The following is a 17,751-nucleotide window of genomic DNA, read 5'->3' on the forward strand; positions in this document are numbered from 1 at the left end:
AAAACATTGGCGACACCAACGTGCCTTGAAGTTAACCGGGCTGCTAAACCCGATCGCTGTTTTTCAGCGACCGCCAAACAATAGAACCCGCCCCCAAGGCGCACAAGCCGGCGGATTCTGGCTGATGCGTAGGCATCGGCGCAAGGATGCGTAGCCTGAGTCAGTCAGTGATCCGGTTTGTTAAACGGCACTGTTTATGTCGTTCTGCCGAGTTGCCAGTGGCAGCCAATCTCCGACGAACGGTCGCCAAACCTGTAATTTCTGACAGTAGCCAGTGAATGTGCAACGCCGTTAAATCACTTCAGCGCAACGAATCCTCAACCTGCCGATAACGGACAGATGATCTGGAAGCGTGGGCGATTACGTGAGAGGGCGTCTGCAATGCCGATGACTCAAAAGCTGGCCGATCCTGAGGATCCAGTCCTGAAGAAACCCGAGGTTCCCGCCATTCTCAAGGATGAAAATGGTATTGAGAGCCCCGATGGGCTGCTGCCACGCGATGCTTCGAGCGATGATCTGAAAGTGATTGTTCCCAATTGGAGAGCGACTACCTTCGATGATCCGATCCCCTACATCATTTCCATCAGTTGGGTGTTTGAGGGCGGCCCGTTCAATCCGGTTTACAGCGAGCCATTTGATGAACCGGGGGAAAAGGTATTGAAAGTCCCGCGGGACAAGCTGGAACCTGGCACTTATGACTTGTCCTACATGCTGAACTACGGCGGGAACAAGCAGTATTCCTTTCGTAAACGCGTGACGGTTGATCGAACCCCCCCAAATGATAATCAGAGCCCGAAAGCCCTGATCATGCAGAACGTTCCCGGCGATATCACCGATGACTATCTCATTCGTTTTGGCGAGGTCAGGTTTCAAGTCTGGTTCTATCCGGATGCCAGGGCAAGGGATCGTGCGATCTATTTCCTGACCGACAAGGACAATCCGCCGGACTCCGAGCAGGAAATTAGTGAGCAAGCATTCAGCCAGCAGGACATTGATCAAAAGCAACTGATCATCACGATTTATGAAGCGGACATTCGGGCCAAGGGACACGGCCCGCGTTACTTTTATTACAAGTTGCGGGACTGGGCCGGCAACATCGGACCGCGCTCTACTCTTTTGCCGGTGTTCGTCGATCTGAAACCCGGGCCCGGCAAACTCAAGCCGCCACGTGTGCCTTTGTCGGCCAGGGGATTGATCGACCGCGAGCATGCCCGCGAAGGGGCTACGAATCAGAAGGCTGTTACGGTCGAAATCGATAACTATGACAATCCGGATGCTTCCGACAAGCTTTTGATCCAGTGGAATGGTCATGATCTCGCACCGCTCGATGTCGATCCTTCGAAGCCGGTACAGACCGCGACCGTGCCTTGGCCAACACTGACGGCCGACGGGCTCGGTCCCATGGACGCGCGTATCGACTACCGCGTCAGTCGCGGCGGGACACCGACGCCGCCGTCACCCGAAACACGCGTGCCCTACAACTTTAAAGTCGCAGGTCTAGACCACCCCGACGCGCCCGCACTGTTGAACACCAGACTGGCGAAAATCGAGATTTACGGCGCCGTCTCAAAACAGCTGAACAAGCTGCTTCCGGATGACTACGAATTGCCCGCCGAAGGGCAACTGGCGCTCCATGACAATCCCGTACAGGGGGAAAAAGTATTTCTGTATTGGGGAACCATCAGTGCACCCGTCGCGGAGTATGAGGTTCAGCCCGGTGATACGGCCGGGAAAATAGTTCTCTTCAGTATCCCTTGGGAGTTTATCGACCAGGACAAGGAAAATCCGGCGCTGCCTGTGCGGTACTTCACCGATAACGGTGTGAACCAGCAGTTGGCCCCGACAACCCTGGTGGAAGTGGCAATCATCATCATCAGGAATCTGCCCGAGCCGACCTTCCCCGATGGCGGGCGGGATGGGGTACTCGATTGCTGCGCCAACCCACGGTTGTGGGTGCATGTGAAAGTCCACATCAACGGGAATGACGCATTCGACAAGGACGATGTTGTCGAGCTGTTTTGGCAAGGGTGTCAGGGCCCCAACGGTTCTTCTCCTATTCCCGGTGTCGAGGACTCTTTCGAAACGCAGCTGACTCTTGATCAGGCACGCGATGGTTTTGACGTGTGGGTGACGGACTATCAAAAGTTGATTGCGCCCATGGTGAATAACGGGTCGGCGCTCTGTCGTTACTTTTTGAGAAAGAGCAATGGCGGGCGGGGAGTGTCGAGGCCGGATTTCGTGGTTATCAATAGAACCATGCCCAGCGGGGAAACCTGTGGGCCGGATAACGATCTTTGTTCGAAGTAATGCCTGTGGCGCCGGATTGTTTAAGTTGCCGGACGCCGACATAAGTTGTGCTGACTGCTGTTGAGGCTTTTGCAGTTCCCTGAAAGTTGTCAGTTTTCAATGAGCGCTGGTGCAGGTTTGCATGACTCCTTGGCCAGCTATTTAAAATTTGGAAAGGATAAATGACATGACCATTTTTAAACCGTTAAGTCCCGCAGAAAATCGTGCACGCTATCTTAAGGTTCGCCAAGGAATGGCTGTAGTTGATCTGGCCCCACCCGAATTGCATGCGGATAACCCTCTGCTTGCGGATGAAGCAGATGACTTGCCAAATCAATTGCATAGCAGTCTTCAGGGCGCTGCACTCAAGGTTTTGATTCCTCGATTTCCCAAGGCAGATGATCCCAATTCAGTACCGGGTTATTTACAGTTGACCTGGAAAGGTACGCCTGTAGGAGATCGACTTTCCTACATAACACCGGTTGATTCGACAATAACTGAATTTGAACGGGTGCTCCCTGCTGGTTTGACGACCGAGTCAGGCTCGCATGAACTAAGTTATATAGCAAAACATGGTGGCAACGAGGATGACGTTACACCTCTGACGATCAATATTGATACCCAGGCTCCTGTTCCAATTGGTCTGGTGACACTTCCGGACGAAGTGGAGCAGTTTGGTATTACCAAAAAATATCTGGATGATCATCAGGGTGTTATTGAGGTTGGTATTACTGAGTACCCTACAAGAAAAATCAAGGATATCGTTCGCTGTTACTACGGAACCAGTATACCAAGTGCAATCTTGGTTGGAGAGTTTGAGCGTCAAGATACTACTACGCCGGTAACTTTCAATCTGACCAGGGCCCACATCGGAACGGAGGAGGGCGAAAAAGAACTTTGGACTAAATTGGAAGACCGTAAAGGTAACGTGAGTGGAACCTCTCTATTCAAGAAGGTCTACGTAACGCTGACAGATTCTCCAGAGGACTTGCTTCCGCCTGATATCCCGCTGTTTGATGGCGATACTCCCCCCAAACTGGTAGATCTGGCGGACGCTCGGACGCCATTGGGGATCGGTATAACAGCCGAGTACACCAACTTCATTGCAGGCATGGATGAGTTGGAAGTTACCGTTGATGGCACCAAATTGCCGCCCGAGATAATTACAGGTTTTCCTTTCTACAGGGATATTCCTTACGCTGCACTGTTCAATGGCGATCTTGGCCCAAAGACAATTACAACCAGCATTCAAATAAAGCGCGGGAATGTTCGACATCCATTAACAGGACCTCTCACAAAAGATATTGATGTCGATCTTCGCAGGGCTGGCCCTGGGCAAGGGGGAGAGAACCCTAACCCGGATCTCGCTCTGGTGACAGTTGAAGGGCAAGGAGGCAATCCCGCAAACGTGCTGACTGAAGCTGACAAGGACCAGACGGTATCGGTGAAGGTGGCAGTTTTTGGCGATGTAAAGGATGGGGATGTTGCGACACTTATCTGGAAGAACGTAGAAGTTTCTAAAGCGGACGGCGGTGTTATCGATTTGGATGGAACGGAGACCGGTGATCTGGAGTGGGTTGTTGCATGGGAGGTTGTCGAGGATGGAGGGAATGGCAAGAAACTACCGGTAAGTTATAAGCTGACCAATCCAGATATTAACGATAACGAAGAGTTTTCATTGCCTCGGGAAGTTGATGTGCTCATTCGTCCAAGCGTAGCCCCAGCAGTAACTTTTCAACATATGGATGATGATTATACTCCGCCTCTGCTCAACTGCCCGTCATTACAAGCAGATGCCGTACTTACCAAGTGTGCTCATGCGCTGGTTGCAGGTGGGGAAAATCAATTGAAGGGTCAGACATTGGCTTGCTCTTATCAAGGTTATATGGATTCGGGGGGCAATACGGTAAAGCCGAATACAAAATACGATTTCCCTTACTCACCTACCGATCAGGAGGTGGATGCCGGGTTCATTTTGAAAGTCCGTTATCAGGAACTGATCGCAACAGGCAGTGCGTGGGGGAAGATCAGTTATGTGGCTGATATTGATGGAAGACCGGTGGAATCCAGTCACTTTGTCAGGGTGCATATGGAATCAGGCAGTGGTGATACTTGCAATATTTAAGTGAGGAAGACGGGAGGTTCAATACCTCCCGTTTTTTTTGGGTAGTGCTCGGGTTATTTCCGCTTTGATTTTCGGACTTCTCCTACAGTTTTTTGTGGGGAATCTGACTACTGTTCGCGCTCGATTTTTCACGCAGATGCTTCTCGCATTTTTTTGTAATGGTTTTGGAGGTGGGCAAATCATGAAAAAGTTGAGTGGCCGGTTCAATGGTCCCGTTGTAAAAAGTACGATGGGTGCGCTTATGTTCGTACCTGCATTCTCTTTTTTCGGTGATGGTGTGCAGGCGGCTGTTATCGTCGACAACACTTCTCGGGATATCGACGCAACGACAGCACCGATCGACTATCTCGTGCGCAACAAGGGTGTGTTGAACGTCAATGGCGCCACCACCCGATCGATCACCATTCGCTCGGGGTCGACGCTGAACATCAACGGCGCTACGGTCGTCGGCAATCCCGGCGGCGAAGGTATAACGGTTACCAGCAGCCGGGGCACCATCAACCAGGCCACTGTGACCAGCGACGACATCGGTCTGGCCGTCAACCGTTCTTCAATTGCCGCTGGCGGCTCGACCGTGGATGTTTCCAACAGTCAGATCCGTGGTGATGTTTTCGGTGCGCAAGTCACGGGGCTCAGCACTTTGTCGCTGGCCAATACGCAAGTGACCGGTACTGGCAGCAATGGCATTGGTGCGGATCTTCTTGGCGGCGCGCTGAACGCCTCCGCCGGGACTGTCATTACCGGTCAGGCGACAGGCGTGCGCATGGTCAACGACACGGACAATGTCGGCGCCCGTTCGCTCTCGCTGGATAACGCCACTGTACAAGGGGTCAATGGCTCGGCAGTTCTGGTTGATCGGGGTACCAATGCCACTGTCAATCTGTCTAACGGCGCCAGCCTGCTCGCCGGCAACAATCTCCTGCTCGACGTCCAGGGAGCCTCTACCGCCGCCATGACCGTCGGCAACAGCGAGTTGCAAGGCGACATCAACATCGCCGGCAACAGCACCGGTAACCTGACCTTCGATCAAGGCCGCATGACCGGCGATGTGCTGGTCGAAAACGGTTCGACCGCCAACGTCACTCTGCAGAACAGTTCGCAGTTCACCGGCCGTCTCGACAAGGTCAATGGCGTGACCGTCAACAGTGGTTCGATCTGGACCCTGACTGGCAACGACACCGTAGGAACACTCGCCATGAATGGTGGGACGGTTCGCTTTGGTGCGCAGGATGTGCCGAATACCTTCTACCAGTTGAATGTCGGTACGCTCGCCGGCTCGCCGGATGGTTCCAGCACCTTCGCCATGAAGGGCAACTTCGCTACGGGCCAGCATGACTTCCTCAATGTCACTGGTGTGGCGACCGGTCAGTTTGGTTTGCTGGTGACGGCGTCCGGCCTGGATGCGCTGAATCCACAGCAACTGACCCTGGTGCACACCGCCGCTGGCGATGCGCAATTTGCTTTGAGGGGCGGGCGAGTGGATCTCGGTACCTGGTCCTATGACCTGGCCCAGCGACCGGGAGAAACGGGCGGCACCGAGTGGTTCCTCGATCCGGCCACCCAGGTGATCAGCCCCGGCGCCAGTGCGGTACTGGCCTTGTTCAACTCTCCGATTACCCTGTTGTACGGCGAAGCCAGTTCACTGCGCAGCCGCATGGGCGAGTTGCGGTTCAACGGTGGCCAGTCGGGCGCCTGGGCACGCACCTATAGCAGCCAGTACAACGTGTCCGGAAGATCCGGTGTGGCGTACAAGCAAAAACAGCGAGGGCTTTCCCTCGGGGCCGACGCCCGACTCAATGACAGCGATGTGCTGGTCGGTGTGATGGGTGGCTTCAGTCAATCGGATCTGAATCTTGACCATGGCACCTCGGGCACGGTCAAGAGTTACTACTTCGGGCCCTACGTGACGTGGATGGACCGTTACACCGGTTACTACGTTGACGGTTTGCTGAAATTCAACCAGTTCCAGAACGAGGCCAAGGTCGGTTTGAGCGACGGCACGCGTGCCAAGGGCGATTACGATAATTGGGGTGTCAGCGCATCGGTTGAAGCCGGTCGTCACATCAAGTTGAGCAACGATTACTTCATTGAACCGTTCGTTCAGTTTTCGGCAGCGCAGATCCAGGGCAAACGCTTCAGCCTGGACAACGACATGCAGGCCGATGGCGATCATGCCCGTTCGCTGCTGGGCAAGGTCGGTACCACGTTCGGGCGTAACTTCGACATAGGCAACGGTGCTGTTGCACAGCCTTATGTGCGTGCTGCGATCGCCAATGAGTTTGTCAATAACAACAAGGTCAAGGTCAACGAAAGCAACGTGTTCAACAATGACTTGTCAGGCCCCCGGGCGGAGTTAGGTGCGGGGGTGGCGGTGGCCCTGTCGAAGAAGTGGCAGGTGCATGTCGATCTGGACTATTCCAATGGGGAGCATATTGAGCAGCCGTTTGGGGTGAGTCTTGGGGGGCGGTACAGCTTTTAACGACTGTTTGGTAGGGAAGGTGTTTCGTAACCAGCGAGATACCTTAACGGCCGCTGCTCTGTCGATGAGCAGCGGCCTTGTCATTTCTGTTAATTGGTTTTGCCTGATGTCGTTGGACACTCTTTGCGCAAGAGTGTCCAGGAACGATGCTTAAGGTTTAATGCCAACTCCAAGTTGGGATGTGATAGCCATGTGGTGATTTTCCTCTCCGGTTACCAGATTTTTACAGTGATAAAACGGGTTGGGGTTGATAGGCACAGGCCTTTCCTCCCACGACCAATACATTCTGTTGCCCATTGGCCAGCGGCCTCCATAAGCGCTGTGTATTTCCCGTAACTCGGCCAACGAAGGCACCCTTGCTCCCTGGTTACGAGCAGCGTCCATAATGTTCGACCACCAATTACTACCCAGCCCGATACAATGGATGACACCTGTCACGGTCACGGTATAGCTCTTTGACTGGTTGGCTGCATCTGTGACGGTAATGGTTGCAGAACCGCGACCTCTGACCGTGACCAGTCCAGATGAGCGATCAACGAAAGCCACGCTCGTGACGCTGGAGGTATAGATATAATCGCGCTGCCCCCCGGATGCTTGGTGATGCACTGACGTTCCCGCGCCGAAAGCCGGGAGGATTTCGGGATTGCCGGGAATCAGGTAGATCTTGCCAGTGGTCCATACACCGGTGTTCAGAGCAGTCTCAGTGTGTTTTGGCGTGCCTCCATCGTAGATCCGAACCTGATGCAAAGGCAGTTTCACGGTGTGTCGACGGTGGTGTCGCCATCTGGAATCACGGTGCCTTTGGAGTCCTGGGCGTTGGTGATGGTCGGCGCTATCAGCGACCCGATCAGCAGATTGAGTGCGGCGGAGTAACTGTATAAACCTGTGGTCGCGTGCTTGAGCGAGTAACGCACTTTGACGTACTGCCCGATACTGATCGTGACGAAGTTCGCGGGCACTCGAAAACGCAGCGGTTTACCGGCGCTCAGCGTGGTGATGGGCACCCAGTCGCTGATGCTGCCTAACGGATGGGTCGCTTGCCAGTTCCAGGTCACGATGTCGTCTTTTTGCGTCGGCGGATTTTCGATGGATATGTGGGCGACATCGAAGACTTTGGAAGGGTCGAGCACATCCCCGTCGGCTTCCTCCACCTCGGGCCTGGCTAGTGTTGCGGTGACGGCTTGCACCTTGACCCGCAGATGCTCTGAATCACTGACGCCGTAGAGCTCCGGCTTGTCATTGGACACGGTGTACGAAAGATCGAGTTTGCCCTTGTCGAGTACGCCAATGTGCTCTCCTTTGACGTAAACAGTGAAAAAGCCTGCTTTTGCCTCATTGTCACTGACGGTGTGGGTGAACTCATGGACATACGCCTGGCCGTTGGACTTTTCACCTATCCAGTGACCGGCGACCAGATCGCCATTGGCTATGTTCAGGTACTCGATCAGTACTGTGGCAAAGGGCCTGTCCGACTCGAGTATGTCGCCCAGCAACTCGACAATCGTCGGTGCGTCCGGCATCAAAACGTCACCCACCACGTCGGCGAACTCACGTTTGGAGGATAACGGCGGACTTCCGTCGGCTCTCGTCAGCACGTACGAGGCATCGGCCCGGCCCATGGCGATGGCGCGTACTTGCGCGTACGGCACCTTGAATTCCATGACACTCGGGATGTTCTCCACTGGTTTGGTTTCCGAGTGGATCAATGGTTTTCCGCTGGGAGGGGTGCCGATCCAGGTCATTGTCACTAAATCTTGCTGCGCGAAATCCGAGTCCTGGATGTTGACCTGGACCGTGACGTCCTCCCCGTTCAAGTTGATGATCGTGATGATTCCATTGACCGATTGCTTGATAATCGGGGCAGCAAGACTCCAGGCGCCGGCGTCGACGGCGATTCGTGTGCGTTTGGAGTGCCGGGAAGACCAGTTCCATACTTTATCGTATAGGTCGTACTTGACTTCCAGTGCCGGGCTGTCGCCACCGGCCAGAATGTCTTCCTGTCTGGCGACGATCACGATGGGATCCTTGCCTTCCGCCTGATCCTGCGTGACGAGATGAGGGAGCAAAGTATGACTGCCCCAGCGCATCAGAATGGTGTCTAGCACCTCGATTTCCGGATAGGTAGGAACCGTCAGGGGAACACCTTTTTTTGCCCACTCCGCGTCGATCTTTTCCTGATCGATGATTTCCCGCGGCAGTTGCGGGATGTGCAGTTCGGAGTGCCCGTCGGGTAGATGAGGTTCCCTGTCTCGGCCACCGGGTCTGGTGAGTTTGACGAAAAACAGCGACACCATAGAGGAATCGTCCGGCGCGGTTTCGCCGAACCGGGTCAACTCATAAAAGCATTTATGCAGACCGGGAGTGAACAGCTTATCGGGCAGGTAAAAGAACAGGTGATTGTCTTTTTCTCCCGGTTCAACCATTCGGGTGAACTCCGGAAAGTCGTCCCAGTAAACAACATTTTTATCACCCTCCAACATGCCGAGGTACGCCATGATTACGCACAGCACCCCGCTGGCGCTTTCCTCAACCACCGCGATATTGATCCCGCTATCGGCATCCACGACTGGCGTGACTGCCCCGCTGATCCGCAAGGGACGCAGCGACGCCTGCGTGACGGGCTGATCGAGATCGGGAAACAGAAGCAGGCTCTTGGTGGGCATGACGAAACTCCTGAACGAGCACGCAGTGGGATCGCAGACGGTTTTTTATTGAACCTGAGGGGAGGAGGGAGGGGTACTGTCAGATCTGACAGGTGAGCAGGGTTTTTCGACGAACGGTTGCTGAGCGCTCAGCGTTTGTGCAGGGTTTTCTGTCGCAGAATGTAGACCGTCACCAGCACTGCACTGGTCAACATGAACCCCCGCGCCCACACCAGCGGCACCAGGTAGCACGAGAACAGAATGCTCGCCCACATCAGCCCGATCGCGTAGACCTTGCCCTTGAGCGGAATGCCGTTGCCGTCGAGGTAGTCGCGGATCCATGGCCCGAGCCGGGGATGCTCGACCAGCCATAGATAGAAACGCGGGGAGCTGCGTGCGAAGCAGGCGGCTGCCAGCAGAAGGAAGGGGGTGGTGGGGAGAACAGGCAGGAATATCCCGATCACCCCCAATGCCACGCTCAGCCAGCCGATGGCCAGCAAGATGTAGCGCAACATCAGGGGGCGGTTGCCTATGGGGTTGTCCATAGGCCGTATCTTAGTGGTGACGTGGCTTGAGGATCGCCGGTTTTTCGTCGGGCGCCTGGCACAGCAGGTACAGCGCGGTCAGGGCTTCCGGGATCTGGACGATCATGTCGTCCATCAGGTTGGCGTCCTTGGCGATGTCTTCGAACTCAGGCTGTTCATCGAACAGGCCCGAACCGACCATGATCGGCAGGAGCATTTCGCTGACTTCTTCTTCGGCGGTTTCGAACCAGGCCGCTTCGCGCAGGAATACGCCTTCCATGAAGCCGATGCACCAGCCGCGCAGTTCGGAATCGTCCGGGTCGTCGCCCAAGTCCAGTTCGCATGGCAGCTCGAATTCTTCATCCGACGCCAGTTGGCGGGCGATGTGGGCCTTGAGTCCGATCAGCGTGGCTTCGATCTCTTCACGCTGGGCTTCGCTGCTGTAATGCGGCTCTTCGGCGAACAGGGCGTCGATCCACTCACGATCCGGCACCACGTCGGCGCAGATCGACAGCGCAGTCAGGTAGCCATGAGCGGCCACGTAGTCCAGCGCCTCTTCATGCAGCTCGTCGGCGTCGAGGAAGACTTGCAGGCGGGTTAGTTGCTCGGCGAAGGACATTAAAGGGCTACCTTGGGGGAATAAACAATGCGGGAATTCTAGGCCTTCTTGAGCCCTCAAGCCAGCCGCACGGCAGATTTGCCCGCACAAGCTTCTTATCGGCGGTGCCCTTTGCCGGGGAGGGCTCGGGTATACTGCCGCGCTTTGCGATCCCTGCCGGTGTCGCGGCTGATTGTGTACGGCGCGATGCAATGCGCGCTTACGTTTTGTTTAAAGCAGCCTCGGCTGTCTTGAACCAGCCTGTGCAGGGATGTTTCGGTGGATTTTTGGAGTTTTTATGCTCGAACAGGCTCAACGCGTCCTCAAGGACATCTTCGGCTACGACAGTTTCCGTGGCCGTCAGGGTGCAATCATTGAGCGCGTGGCCAGTGGCGGTGATGCCCTTGTCCTGATGCCGACCGGCGGCGGTAAATCCCTGTGCTTCCAGGTGCCGGCGCTGCTGCGCGACGGCCTGGCGGTGGTGGTTTCGCCGCTGATCGCTTTGATGGACGATCAGGTCGCCACCCTCGAAGAGCTGGGCGTGGCCGCCGCCGCGTTGAACTCCACCCTGAGCGCCGAGCAGCAACGCGACCTTGCCAACCGGATCAAGCGCGGCGAAGTGAAGATGCTGTATCTGGCGCCGGAGCGTCTGGTGCAGCCGCGCATGCTGTCGTTCCTGCAAGGCTTGAACATCGCGCTGTTCGCCATCGACGAAGCGCATTGCGTATCGCAATGGGGCCACGACTTCCGTCCGGAATACCTGCAACTGGGGCAGTTGGCGGAAATGTTCCCCGACGTGCCGCGCATCGCCCTGACCGCCACCGCCGACAAACGCACCCGCGAAGAAATCGTCACCCGCCTGCATTTGCAGAACGCCGAGCGTTTCCTGTCGAGCTTCGACCGGCCGAACATCTTCTACCGCATCGTGCCCAAGGAGCAGCCGCGCAAGCAGTTGCTGGCGTTCCTTGCCGAGCGGCGCAGCGATGCCGGCATCGTCTACTGCCTGTCGCGCAAGAAGGTGGAGGAGGTGGCCGCGTTTCTCACCGAGCAGGGTTTCCCGGCGCTGCCGTATCACGCCGGTCTGCCCAATGATCTGCGCGCCTATCACCAGAAGCGCTTCCTCAATGAGGAAGGCCTGATCATGGTCGCCACCGTGGCGTTCGGCATGGGCATCGACAAACCCAACGTACGCTTCGTCGCTCACCTCGACCTGCCGAAATCCCTGGAAGCCTACTACCAGGAAACCGGACGCGGCGGCCGTGACGGTCTGCCGGCGGACGCGTGGATGGCCTACGGTCTGCAAGACGTGGTGATGCTCAAGCAGATGCTGCAGAACTCCGAAGGCGACGAACGCCACAAGCGTCTGGAGCAGCACAAGCTCGACGCCATGCTCTCGCTCTGCGAAGAAACCCGCTGCCGCCGTCAGGCACTGCTGGCGTACTTTGACGAAGACATGCCAGAGCCGTGCGGCCACTGCGACAACTGCACTGACGGCGTGCAGACCTGGGACGCCACCGAGCCTGCGCGTCAGGCGCTGTCGGCAATCTATCGCACCGGCCAGCGTTACGGCGTCGGCCATCTGGTGGACGTATTGCTGGGCAAGGACAACGAAAAAGTCCGCAGCTTCGGCCATCAACACCTTTCGGTGTACGGCGTCGGCAAGGCGCTGAGCGAGAGCGAATGGCGCTCGCTGTTCCGTCAACTGGTTGCTCGCGGCCTGGCCGATGTCGATCATGAAGGTTACGGCGGGCTGCGCCTGAGCGACACCTGCCGACCGCTGCTCAAAGGCGAAGTAAGCCTGGAACTGCGCCGCGACCTCAAGCCGCAAGTCGCGGCCAAAAGCGGCAGCAAAAGCCCGGCCAGCCAACTGGTGCGCGGCGAAGAACGCGAACAGTGGGAAGCGTTGCGTGCCCTGCGACGCAAACTGGCGGAAGAACACGGCGTGCCGCCGTACGTCATCTTCCCCGACTCGACCCTGCTGGAAATGCTCCGCAGCCAGCCGACTTCGCTGGCGGACATGGCCCGGGTCAGCGGCGTCGGCGCGCGCAAGCTGGAGCGTTACGGCGAGGCCTTCCTCGAAGTGCTCGGCGGCGAGGCCGAGGCGCCGAAGGTGGTGGCCGACGTGCGTCACGAACTGATCACCCTGGCCCGCGCCGGCATGACGCCGTTGCAGATCTCCGGTCAGTTGCAGTGTTCGGAAAAGAACGTCTACACCATGCTCGCCGAAGCCATCGGCAAGCAGCAGCTGTCGCTCGAGCAAGCGCTGGATTTGCCGGAAGACCTGATGGGCGAAGTCCAGGATGCGTTCCTCGACGGCGAAGGCGAGTTGCCGTCGGTCGCCGAAGTGGCCGAGCTGTTTGCCGGTCGCGTACCGGAGGGCGTGCTTTACTGCGTGCGGGCTGCGCTGCAATCCGAGTTTGAAATGTAAGAGGGCGTTTGTGCCAACCGTTATACGGTTGTAACGATTCAGTACAGGACGCCTCTTGCCTATAGCCAAATGTCATGCTTAGCTGACTAATAATTAGTTTTTCTCTATTTGTTCAGTCTAATCATGAGTGTTTTATGCCGTTAACCGATCAACACCGTTTTGGCATGCAATTGGCCCAGATGTCTCGTGGCTGGCGTGCCGAACTGGATCGCCGGCTGGCCGGTCTGGGCTTGTCCCAGGCACGCTGGCTGGTGCTGCTGCATCTGGCGCGCTTCGAAGAGGCGCCGACCCAGCGGGAGCTGGCGCAAAGCGTCGGCGTCGAAGGGCCGACCCTGGCCCGTCTGCTCGACAGCCTGGAAAGCCAGGGGCTGGTGCAACGCCAGTCCGTGATGGAAGACCGCCGGGCGAAAAAAATCGTGCTGTGCGCACCGGCCCTGCCGCTGATCGAACAGATCGAAACCATCGCTACACAACTGCGCAAGGAATTGTTCGAAGGCGTCGACGAGGCGGATCTGAAGGTCTGCATGCGGGTTCACGGGCATATTCTGGCCAACCTGGAAAAGTCTTGAGGCATAACCGCGTGCCGTTTTTTTGAGAGATCGCGCTGGGCAGACTATAAGAACTACTGGGCAATATCGTGTTCGTACCGGATGTGCGAACGCATAGAAGTCGGTTTTGCTTATTTAAGGGATGCTCATGCTCGGAAGTCGGCACGTGGTACTGCGTTGCGCCAACTCGCTGTTGGTGGCCGGTGTTCTCACCTGGTCCACCGCGTCATTGGCGCTGGGGCTCGGTGACATCACCGTGCATTCAGCCCTCAATCAACCGCTCAAGGCTGACATCGCTCTGGTGGATGTCGGGGGCGTCGGCGAAAGCGAACTGGCGGTTCGTCTGGCCTCGGCGGACGAGTTTGGCCGCGCCGGCATCGAGCGCGTGTTCTTTCTCAATGACCTCAAGTTCACCCCGATCCTGCGCGGCAATCGCAACATGATCCGGGTGACGTCCAGCAAACCGGTCAACGAACCCTTTCTGAATTTCCTCGTGCAGCTCGATCAGCCCAATGGCCACCTGCTGCGCGAATACACCGTGCTGATCGATCCGCCGGGTACTCCGGGGATTGTCCCGGCTACCGATGAGCCAACTGCGCGTGCGCAATCGTCGGAATTCCCGACCCCCGAGGCGCCGTCCGCAACCACGCCGGCCAAACCTGCTGCGCCGGTGCAGCCGCCGGCTCCGGTCGCCGACGCCCAGCAACTGGCGGCGAGCCTTGTGCAGAATCAGCAACTGCAAAAAACCATCGATGAATTGAACGTGAAGCTTCAGGCCCAGGAAGTGCTGATCGCTGACGGCAAGAAACAGCTCGGTGATTTGCAGGCCCGACTGATTGAAGTGCAACAGGCGCCGCCGGCATCTGTTGCACCCGTGGCACCTGCGCCAGCGCCGGTCATTGCCCCGGTCGAGTCTCAGGAGGATTCACTCAACTGGCCGCTGCTCGGCGGACTGCTGCTGGTACTGGGGTTGCTGGTGGCGGGACTGTACGTGCGCCGGCAACGCCAGCAGGCGCAAGGGTCTGAGTCGCCGACACCGTTCCTGCCGGTACGAAACGACCCCCCGGTCGACGACGCCGAACCGATGCAGCCGAGTGCCGTTCACAGTGCTGTCGAACATCGCGAGGAACACGCCAACGGCGATGTGCTGGAAGCGGTCGGCATTTATCTGGCCTACGGACGCTTGGGCGAGGCCGCCGGTCTGTTGCGTGATGCGTTGCAGCGGGAGCCGGAGCGCATCGACCTCGGCGTGCAGTTGCTTGAAGTGCTGGGACGGCAGGGCGACACGCCGGCCTATGACGAGCAGGAAAGCCTTCTGCGCCAGCTCGGGGTCGAGGATCAGCGCTTGCAGGAGATTCGCGCCCGCTACCCGAAACTGGTCAGCGCCGCGCCTTTGGTGGCGGCGGCCCCGGTGATTGCCGCGCTGCCGATCGAACCCCCTGTGGAGCCGGAACCCGAAGACAATTTCGAACTGAATCTGGATCAACTCTCGATGGCCTCCAGTTGGGATCTTGAAGAAACTCGCCCGGCCACCACAGCACCTGAACAGCCGCCATCAACGCTCGGCTCAGATCTGCAGGTACTGCCACAGGATTTCGAATTGCCGGAAACCCTGCCCGACGACGCCGAAACCGCCGAGCTGGAATGGATCGTCGAACCGGAAACGCAGCCGCTGGACGAGGACTTTCTCAACGAGTTTGGCGATCCCGGCACGTCGCTCTCGCTCGAACCACTGGAACTGCAAGACCTGGAACCCGAACCCTCGGACACCGCCAACGCCGGCAAACTCGAACAGGCCCAGACCTGCATCGACGACGGCGATATCGACAGCGCCATTGCCTTGCTCAACGAACTGCTCAAGGAAGCCGACGAACCCCTCAGGCAAACGGCGCGCACGCTGTTGGCGGGAATTCGTTGAGCGCTGTCAGAAGGTCTGCCCGAGGTTCAGGTATACCGCCTGTTCATCCGCATCGTTCAGGCCATAGCTGAAATTCAGCGGGCCCAGCGGCGTATCGAAGCCGATGAACACGCTGGCCGCGTTGATGTAGCCACTGTCGAACTCATTGTCGTTGTTCCAGGCCCGGCCGCGTTCCAGCGAGGCGCCGGCGTACAGCGGGAAGTCCAGCGGCAGGTAAGAGCGCGGCGTGAGGCGGCGGTAATACACGGCGCGCATCAGGCTGACGTTCTGCCCGGAGATCGCGTCCTCGCGGAAACCGGACAATTGCCGGGCGCCGCCGAGCAGGAAACTGGAGGTCACCACATTGGCATCGTCCAGCGTGCGGCCGTAACGGCCACCCAGAATCAGCGTGTCCGGGCCACTGCTCATGGCCTTGTCCAGTTTGAATTCCCACTGCCGGTAGCGCGTGTCGGAACCCAGGCTCGGTTCGAACTGCACCAGCGTCAGGCCAATGTCTTCGCCTTCGTGGGGGTAGTAGACGTTGTCCAGCGAGTCGAAGGAATACTTCAGCGCATAGAACCCTTCGTTGAAGTTTTCGCTCGGCAGATCCTGATCGCCGATCCGCACATCGGCCTTGCCCCAGGCTTCGCCGACGCCGAAACGGACTTCGCCGCTGTTGCCGATCTGCCGGCCAAAATTGAGGCCGAAACCGTAGCGCTCGACGCGATACTGGGCGATCGGATCGTTGTCCAGAACCGAGTCGACGTTCTGCGCGGCAAATGACGCATAAGGCGCCACAAAGTAGCGAGAGCCGACGTCGAGCGGCTGATAGAACTCGCTGTAAAGCTCCTGTTTATCGCCGATCTGCGCGCGGGTCAGCCATTCCGCACCGAGGCGGTTGATGCCGTTCATGCGGTAACTGGCGCCGAGGTTGAAAGCGCTGTCGCCGCGCATGTCGTCCGACAGGTTCAGGCCGACCCGCAGGTAATCCGTGCCAGTACGTTTGCCGCGCGCGCTGATCACCAGCGTGTGATCCGCGCCCTTGTGTACCACGCGGTATTGCACCTGCTCGAAGTAGTCGAGGCCGTACAGGGTACCCATGTCGGTTTGCAGACGTCCCAGGTCCAGCGGTTCGCCGATGTGCTGGCGGATGTAATAGCGGATCACGTCATCGCCGACTTTCGAGTCGTTCTCGACCTTGATCGCGGTGATGATCGGCGTGCGCTGGCCCGGCGCGCGGGCGGCGTTGAGTTCGGCGTCCTGCGACTGCACGGGTTTGAGGCGAGCGAGGCGCACGTTCAGGGCCTGGGTCGCGCGGTAGCCGGCGTCGATCATCTCCTGGCCACGACCGAAGTCGGTAGCGCCGAAACTCGCCAGCGGCGGCTGGATCAGCACGTCATCGGAATGCAGGGTCGCCAGTTGCTCTTCGGAGTTGCGCCGGGTCATCAGGGTGATCGACTGGTTCAGTACGTCGACCAGGGTCACCAGTTGCTTGCGGTTGCGCAGCGGGGTGCCGATGTCGACCACGATGGCCACGTCGACGCCCATTTCACGGGCTACGTCGAGGGGAATGTTGTCGGTCATGCCGCCATCCACCAGCAGTCTGCCGTCGAGTTCGACCGGGGCGAACACCGCCGGGATCGACATGCTGGCGCGGATCACCTGGGGCAGGTGGCCCTTGCGGAACACCACTTTTTCGCCGTTGGCGATGTCGGTGGTCACGGCGCGGAACGGGATCGGCAGCTTGTCGAAATCCCGGGTGTCGCTGGTATGGGCCAGCAGGCTTTCCAGCAGCAGCGCGAGGTTCTGGCCCTGAATCACGCCCAATGGCAGGCCGAGGCTGCCGTCATCGCGAAAGCTCAGCTTCTGTTTCACCAGAAAGTCGCGGTCGTCCTGCTTGCGCCGGAACGGTACGTCTTCACGGGGCGGGGCGTCGGACAGCGCTTGCTGCCAGTCGATGGTCAGGGCGAGTTTTTCCAGCTCGTCGATCTTGTAGCCCGAGGCGTACAGCCCGCCGACCACCGCGCCCATGCTGGTGCCGGCAATCGCATCGATCTTGATGCCTTGTTCTTCCAGGGCCTTGAGCACACCGATGTGCGCCAGGCCACGGGCCGCGCCGCCGGACAGCACCAGGCCGACTTTCGGGCGCGTTGCCTCACTGGCATGAACGAACAGCGGTAGGAAACCAAGCAACAGGCAGATCAGCAGACGACGCATCGTGAGT

Annotated in this window: 11 protein-coding genes; 6 read left to right on the forward strand and 5 right to left on the reverse strand. The window is 57.9% G+C overall.

Annotation, left to right across the window (positions count from 1 at the left end; all coding sequences use genetic code 11):
• Positions 1-381: 381 nt before the first annotated feature.
• The 3 genes from AC0R79_RS08565 (at position 382) to AC0R79_RS08575 (ending at position 6,890) form a co-directional block, all read left to right on the forward strand.
• Positions 382-2,307 carry a hypothetical protein gene (locus AC0R79_RS08565; RefSeq protein ID WP_474734095.1) on the forward strand — a complete coding sequence of 642 codons (1,926 nt, stop codon included), beginning with the start codon at positions 382-384 and terminating at the stop codon, positions 2,305-2,307.
• A gap of 166 nt (positions 2,308-2,473) precedes the next feature.
• A complete protein-coding gene (locus AC0R79_RS08570; RefSeq protein WP_375745972.1) occupies positions 2,474-4,411 on the forward strand; it encodes a hypothetical protein in 1,938 nt (645 codons plus the stop codon).
• A 241-nt stretch (positions 4,412-4,652) separates the two neighbouring features.
• A complete protein-coding gene (locus AC0R79_RS08575; protein ID WP_375745974.1) occupies positions 4,653-6,890 on the forward strand; it encodes an autotransporter outer membrane beta-barrel domain-containing protein in 2,238 nt (745 codons plus the stop codon).
• A gap of 150 nt (positions 6,891-7,040) precedes the next feature.
• On the opposite strand, the gene AC0R79_RS08580 is transcribed toward AC0R79_RS08575, so the two are convergent.
• From AC0R79_RS08580 to AC0R79_RS08595, 4 genes are all read right to left on the reverse strand, one after another.
• Entirely contained in the window at positions 7,041-7,649 is a 609-nt protein-coding gene (locus AC0R79_RS08580) for an Ig-like domain-containing protein (protein WP_240664983.1), read from the reverse strand.
• The gene (locus AC0R79_RS08585) at positions 7,646-9,553 is read right to left on the reverse strand and encodes a hypothetical protein (protein ID WP_474734097.1); all 1,908 of its coding nucleotides are present in this window, start codon (positions 9,551-9,553) and stop codon (positions 7,646-7,648) included. Before AC0R79_RS08585 ends, AC0R79_RS08580 begins: the two co-directional genes overlap by 4 nt.
• A 128-nt stretch (positions 9,554-9,681) precedes the next feature.
• Positions 9,682-10,077 (reverse strand): YbaN family protein, encoded by a 396-nt coding sequence (locus AC0R79_RS08590; protein ID WP_375745977.1) that lies wholly within the window; start codon positions 10,075-10,077, stop codon positions 9,682-9,684.
• A 10-nt stretch (positions 10,078-10,087) separates the two neighbouring features.
• Positions 10,088-10,675 carry a UPF0149 family protein gene (locus tag AC0R79_RS08595; protein WP_007958400.1) on the reverse strand — a complete coding sequence of 196 codons (588 nt, stop codon included), beginning with the start codon at positions 10,673-10,675 and terminating at the stop codon, positions 10,088-10,090.
• A gap of 277 nt (positions 10,676-10,952) precedes the next feature.
• Here AC0R79_RS08595 and recQ point away from each other — a divergent pair, with 277 nt between their 5' ends.
• The 3 genes from recQ to AC0R79_RS08610 all read left to right on the forward strand — a co-directional run bounded on the left by recQ (position 10,953) and on the right by AC0R79_RS08610 (position 15,548).
• Positions 10,953-13,082 carry a DNA helicase RecQ gene (gene recQ, locus AC0R79_RS08600; protein ID WP_127797260.1) on the forward strand — a complete coding sequence of 710 codons (2,130 nt, stop codon included), beginning with the start codon at positions 10,953-10,955 and terminating at the stop codon, positions 13,080-13,082.
• Between the two features lie 134 nt (positions 13,083-13,216).
• Entirely contained in the window at positions 13,217-13,651 is a 435-nt protein-coding gene (locus tag AC0R79_RS08605; RefSeq protein ID WP_039765478.1) for a MarR family transcriptional regulator, read from the forward strand.
• Positions 13,652-13,778: 127 nt separating this feature from the next.
• A complete protein-coding gene (locus AC0R79_RS08610; RefSeq protein ID WP_127797261.1) occupies positions 13,779-15,548 on the forward strand; it encodes a motility hub landmark protein FimV in 1,770 nt (589 codons plus the stop codon).
• 6 nt (positions 15,549-15,554) lie between these two features.
• On the opposite strand, the gene AC0R79_RS08615 is transcribed toward AC0R79_RS08610, so the two are convergent.
• A complete protein-coding gene (locus AC0R79_RS08615) occupies positions 15,555-17,744 on the reverse strand; it encodes a patatin-like phospholipase family protein (protein ID WP_474734100.1) in 2,190 nt (729 codons plus the stop codon).
• Between the last annotated feature and the right edge of the window lie 7 nt (positions 17,745-17,751).

The sequence above is a fragment of the Pseudomonas sp. HD57-3 genome (assembly GCF_056113135.1).

Excerpts from the sequence above, each read along its gene's own strand:
- AC0R79_RS08565 (WP_474734095.1), top strand. The coding sequence starts at position 382 with ATGCCGATGACTCAAAAGCTGGCCGATCCTGAGGATCCAGTCCTGAAG.
- AC0R79_RS08570 (WP_375745972.1), top strand. The coding sequence starts at position 2,474 with ATGACCATTTTTAAACCGTTAAGTCCCGCAGAAAATCGTGCACGCTAT.
- AC0R79_RS08575 (WP_375745974.1), top strand. The coding sequence starts at position 4,653 with ATGTTCGTACCTGCATTCTCTTTTTTCGGTGATGGTGTGCAGGCGGCT.
- AC0R79_RS08585 (WP_474734097.1), bottom strand. The coding sequence starts at position 9,553 with ATGCCCACCAAGAGCCTGCTTCTGTTTCCCGATCTCGATCAGCCCGTC.
- AC0R79_RS08590 (WP_375745977.1), bottom strand. The coding sequence starts at position 10,077 with ATGGACAACCCCATAGGCAACCGCCCCCTGATGTTGCGCTACATCTTG.
- AC0R79_RS08595 (WP_007958400.1), bottom strand. The coding sequence starts at position 10,675 with ATGTCCTTCGCCGAGCAACTAACCCGCCTGCAAGTCTTCCTCGACGCC.
- recQ (WP_127797260.1), top strand. The coding sequence starts at position 10,953 with ATGCTCGAACAGGCTCAACGCGTCCTCAAGGACATCTTCGGCTACGAC.
- AC0R79_RS08605 (WP_039765478.1), top strand. The coding sequence starts at position 13,217 with ATGCCGTTAACCGATCAACACCGTTTTGGCATGCAATTGGCCCAGATG.
- AC0R79_RS08610 (WP_127797261.1), top strand. The coding sequence starts at position 13,779 with ATGCTCGGAAGTCGGCACGTGGTACTGCGTTGCGCCAACTCGCTGTTG.
- AC0R79_RS08615 (WP_474734100.1), bottom strand. The coding sequence starts at position 17,744 with ATGCGTCGTCTGCTGATCTGCCTGTTGCTTGGTTTCCTACCGCTGTTC.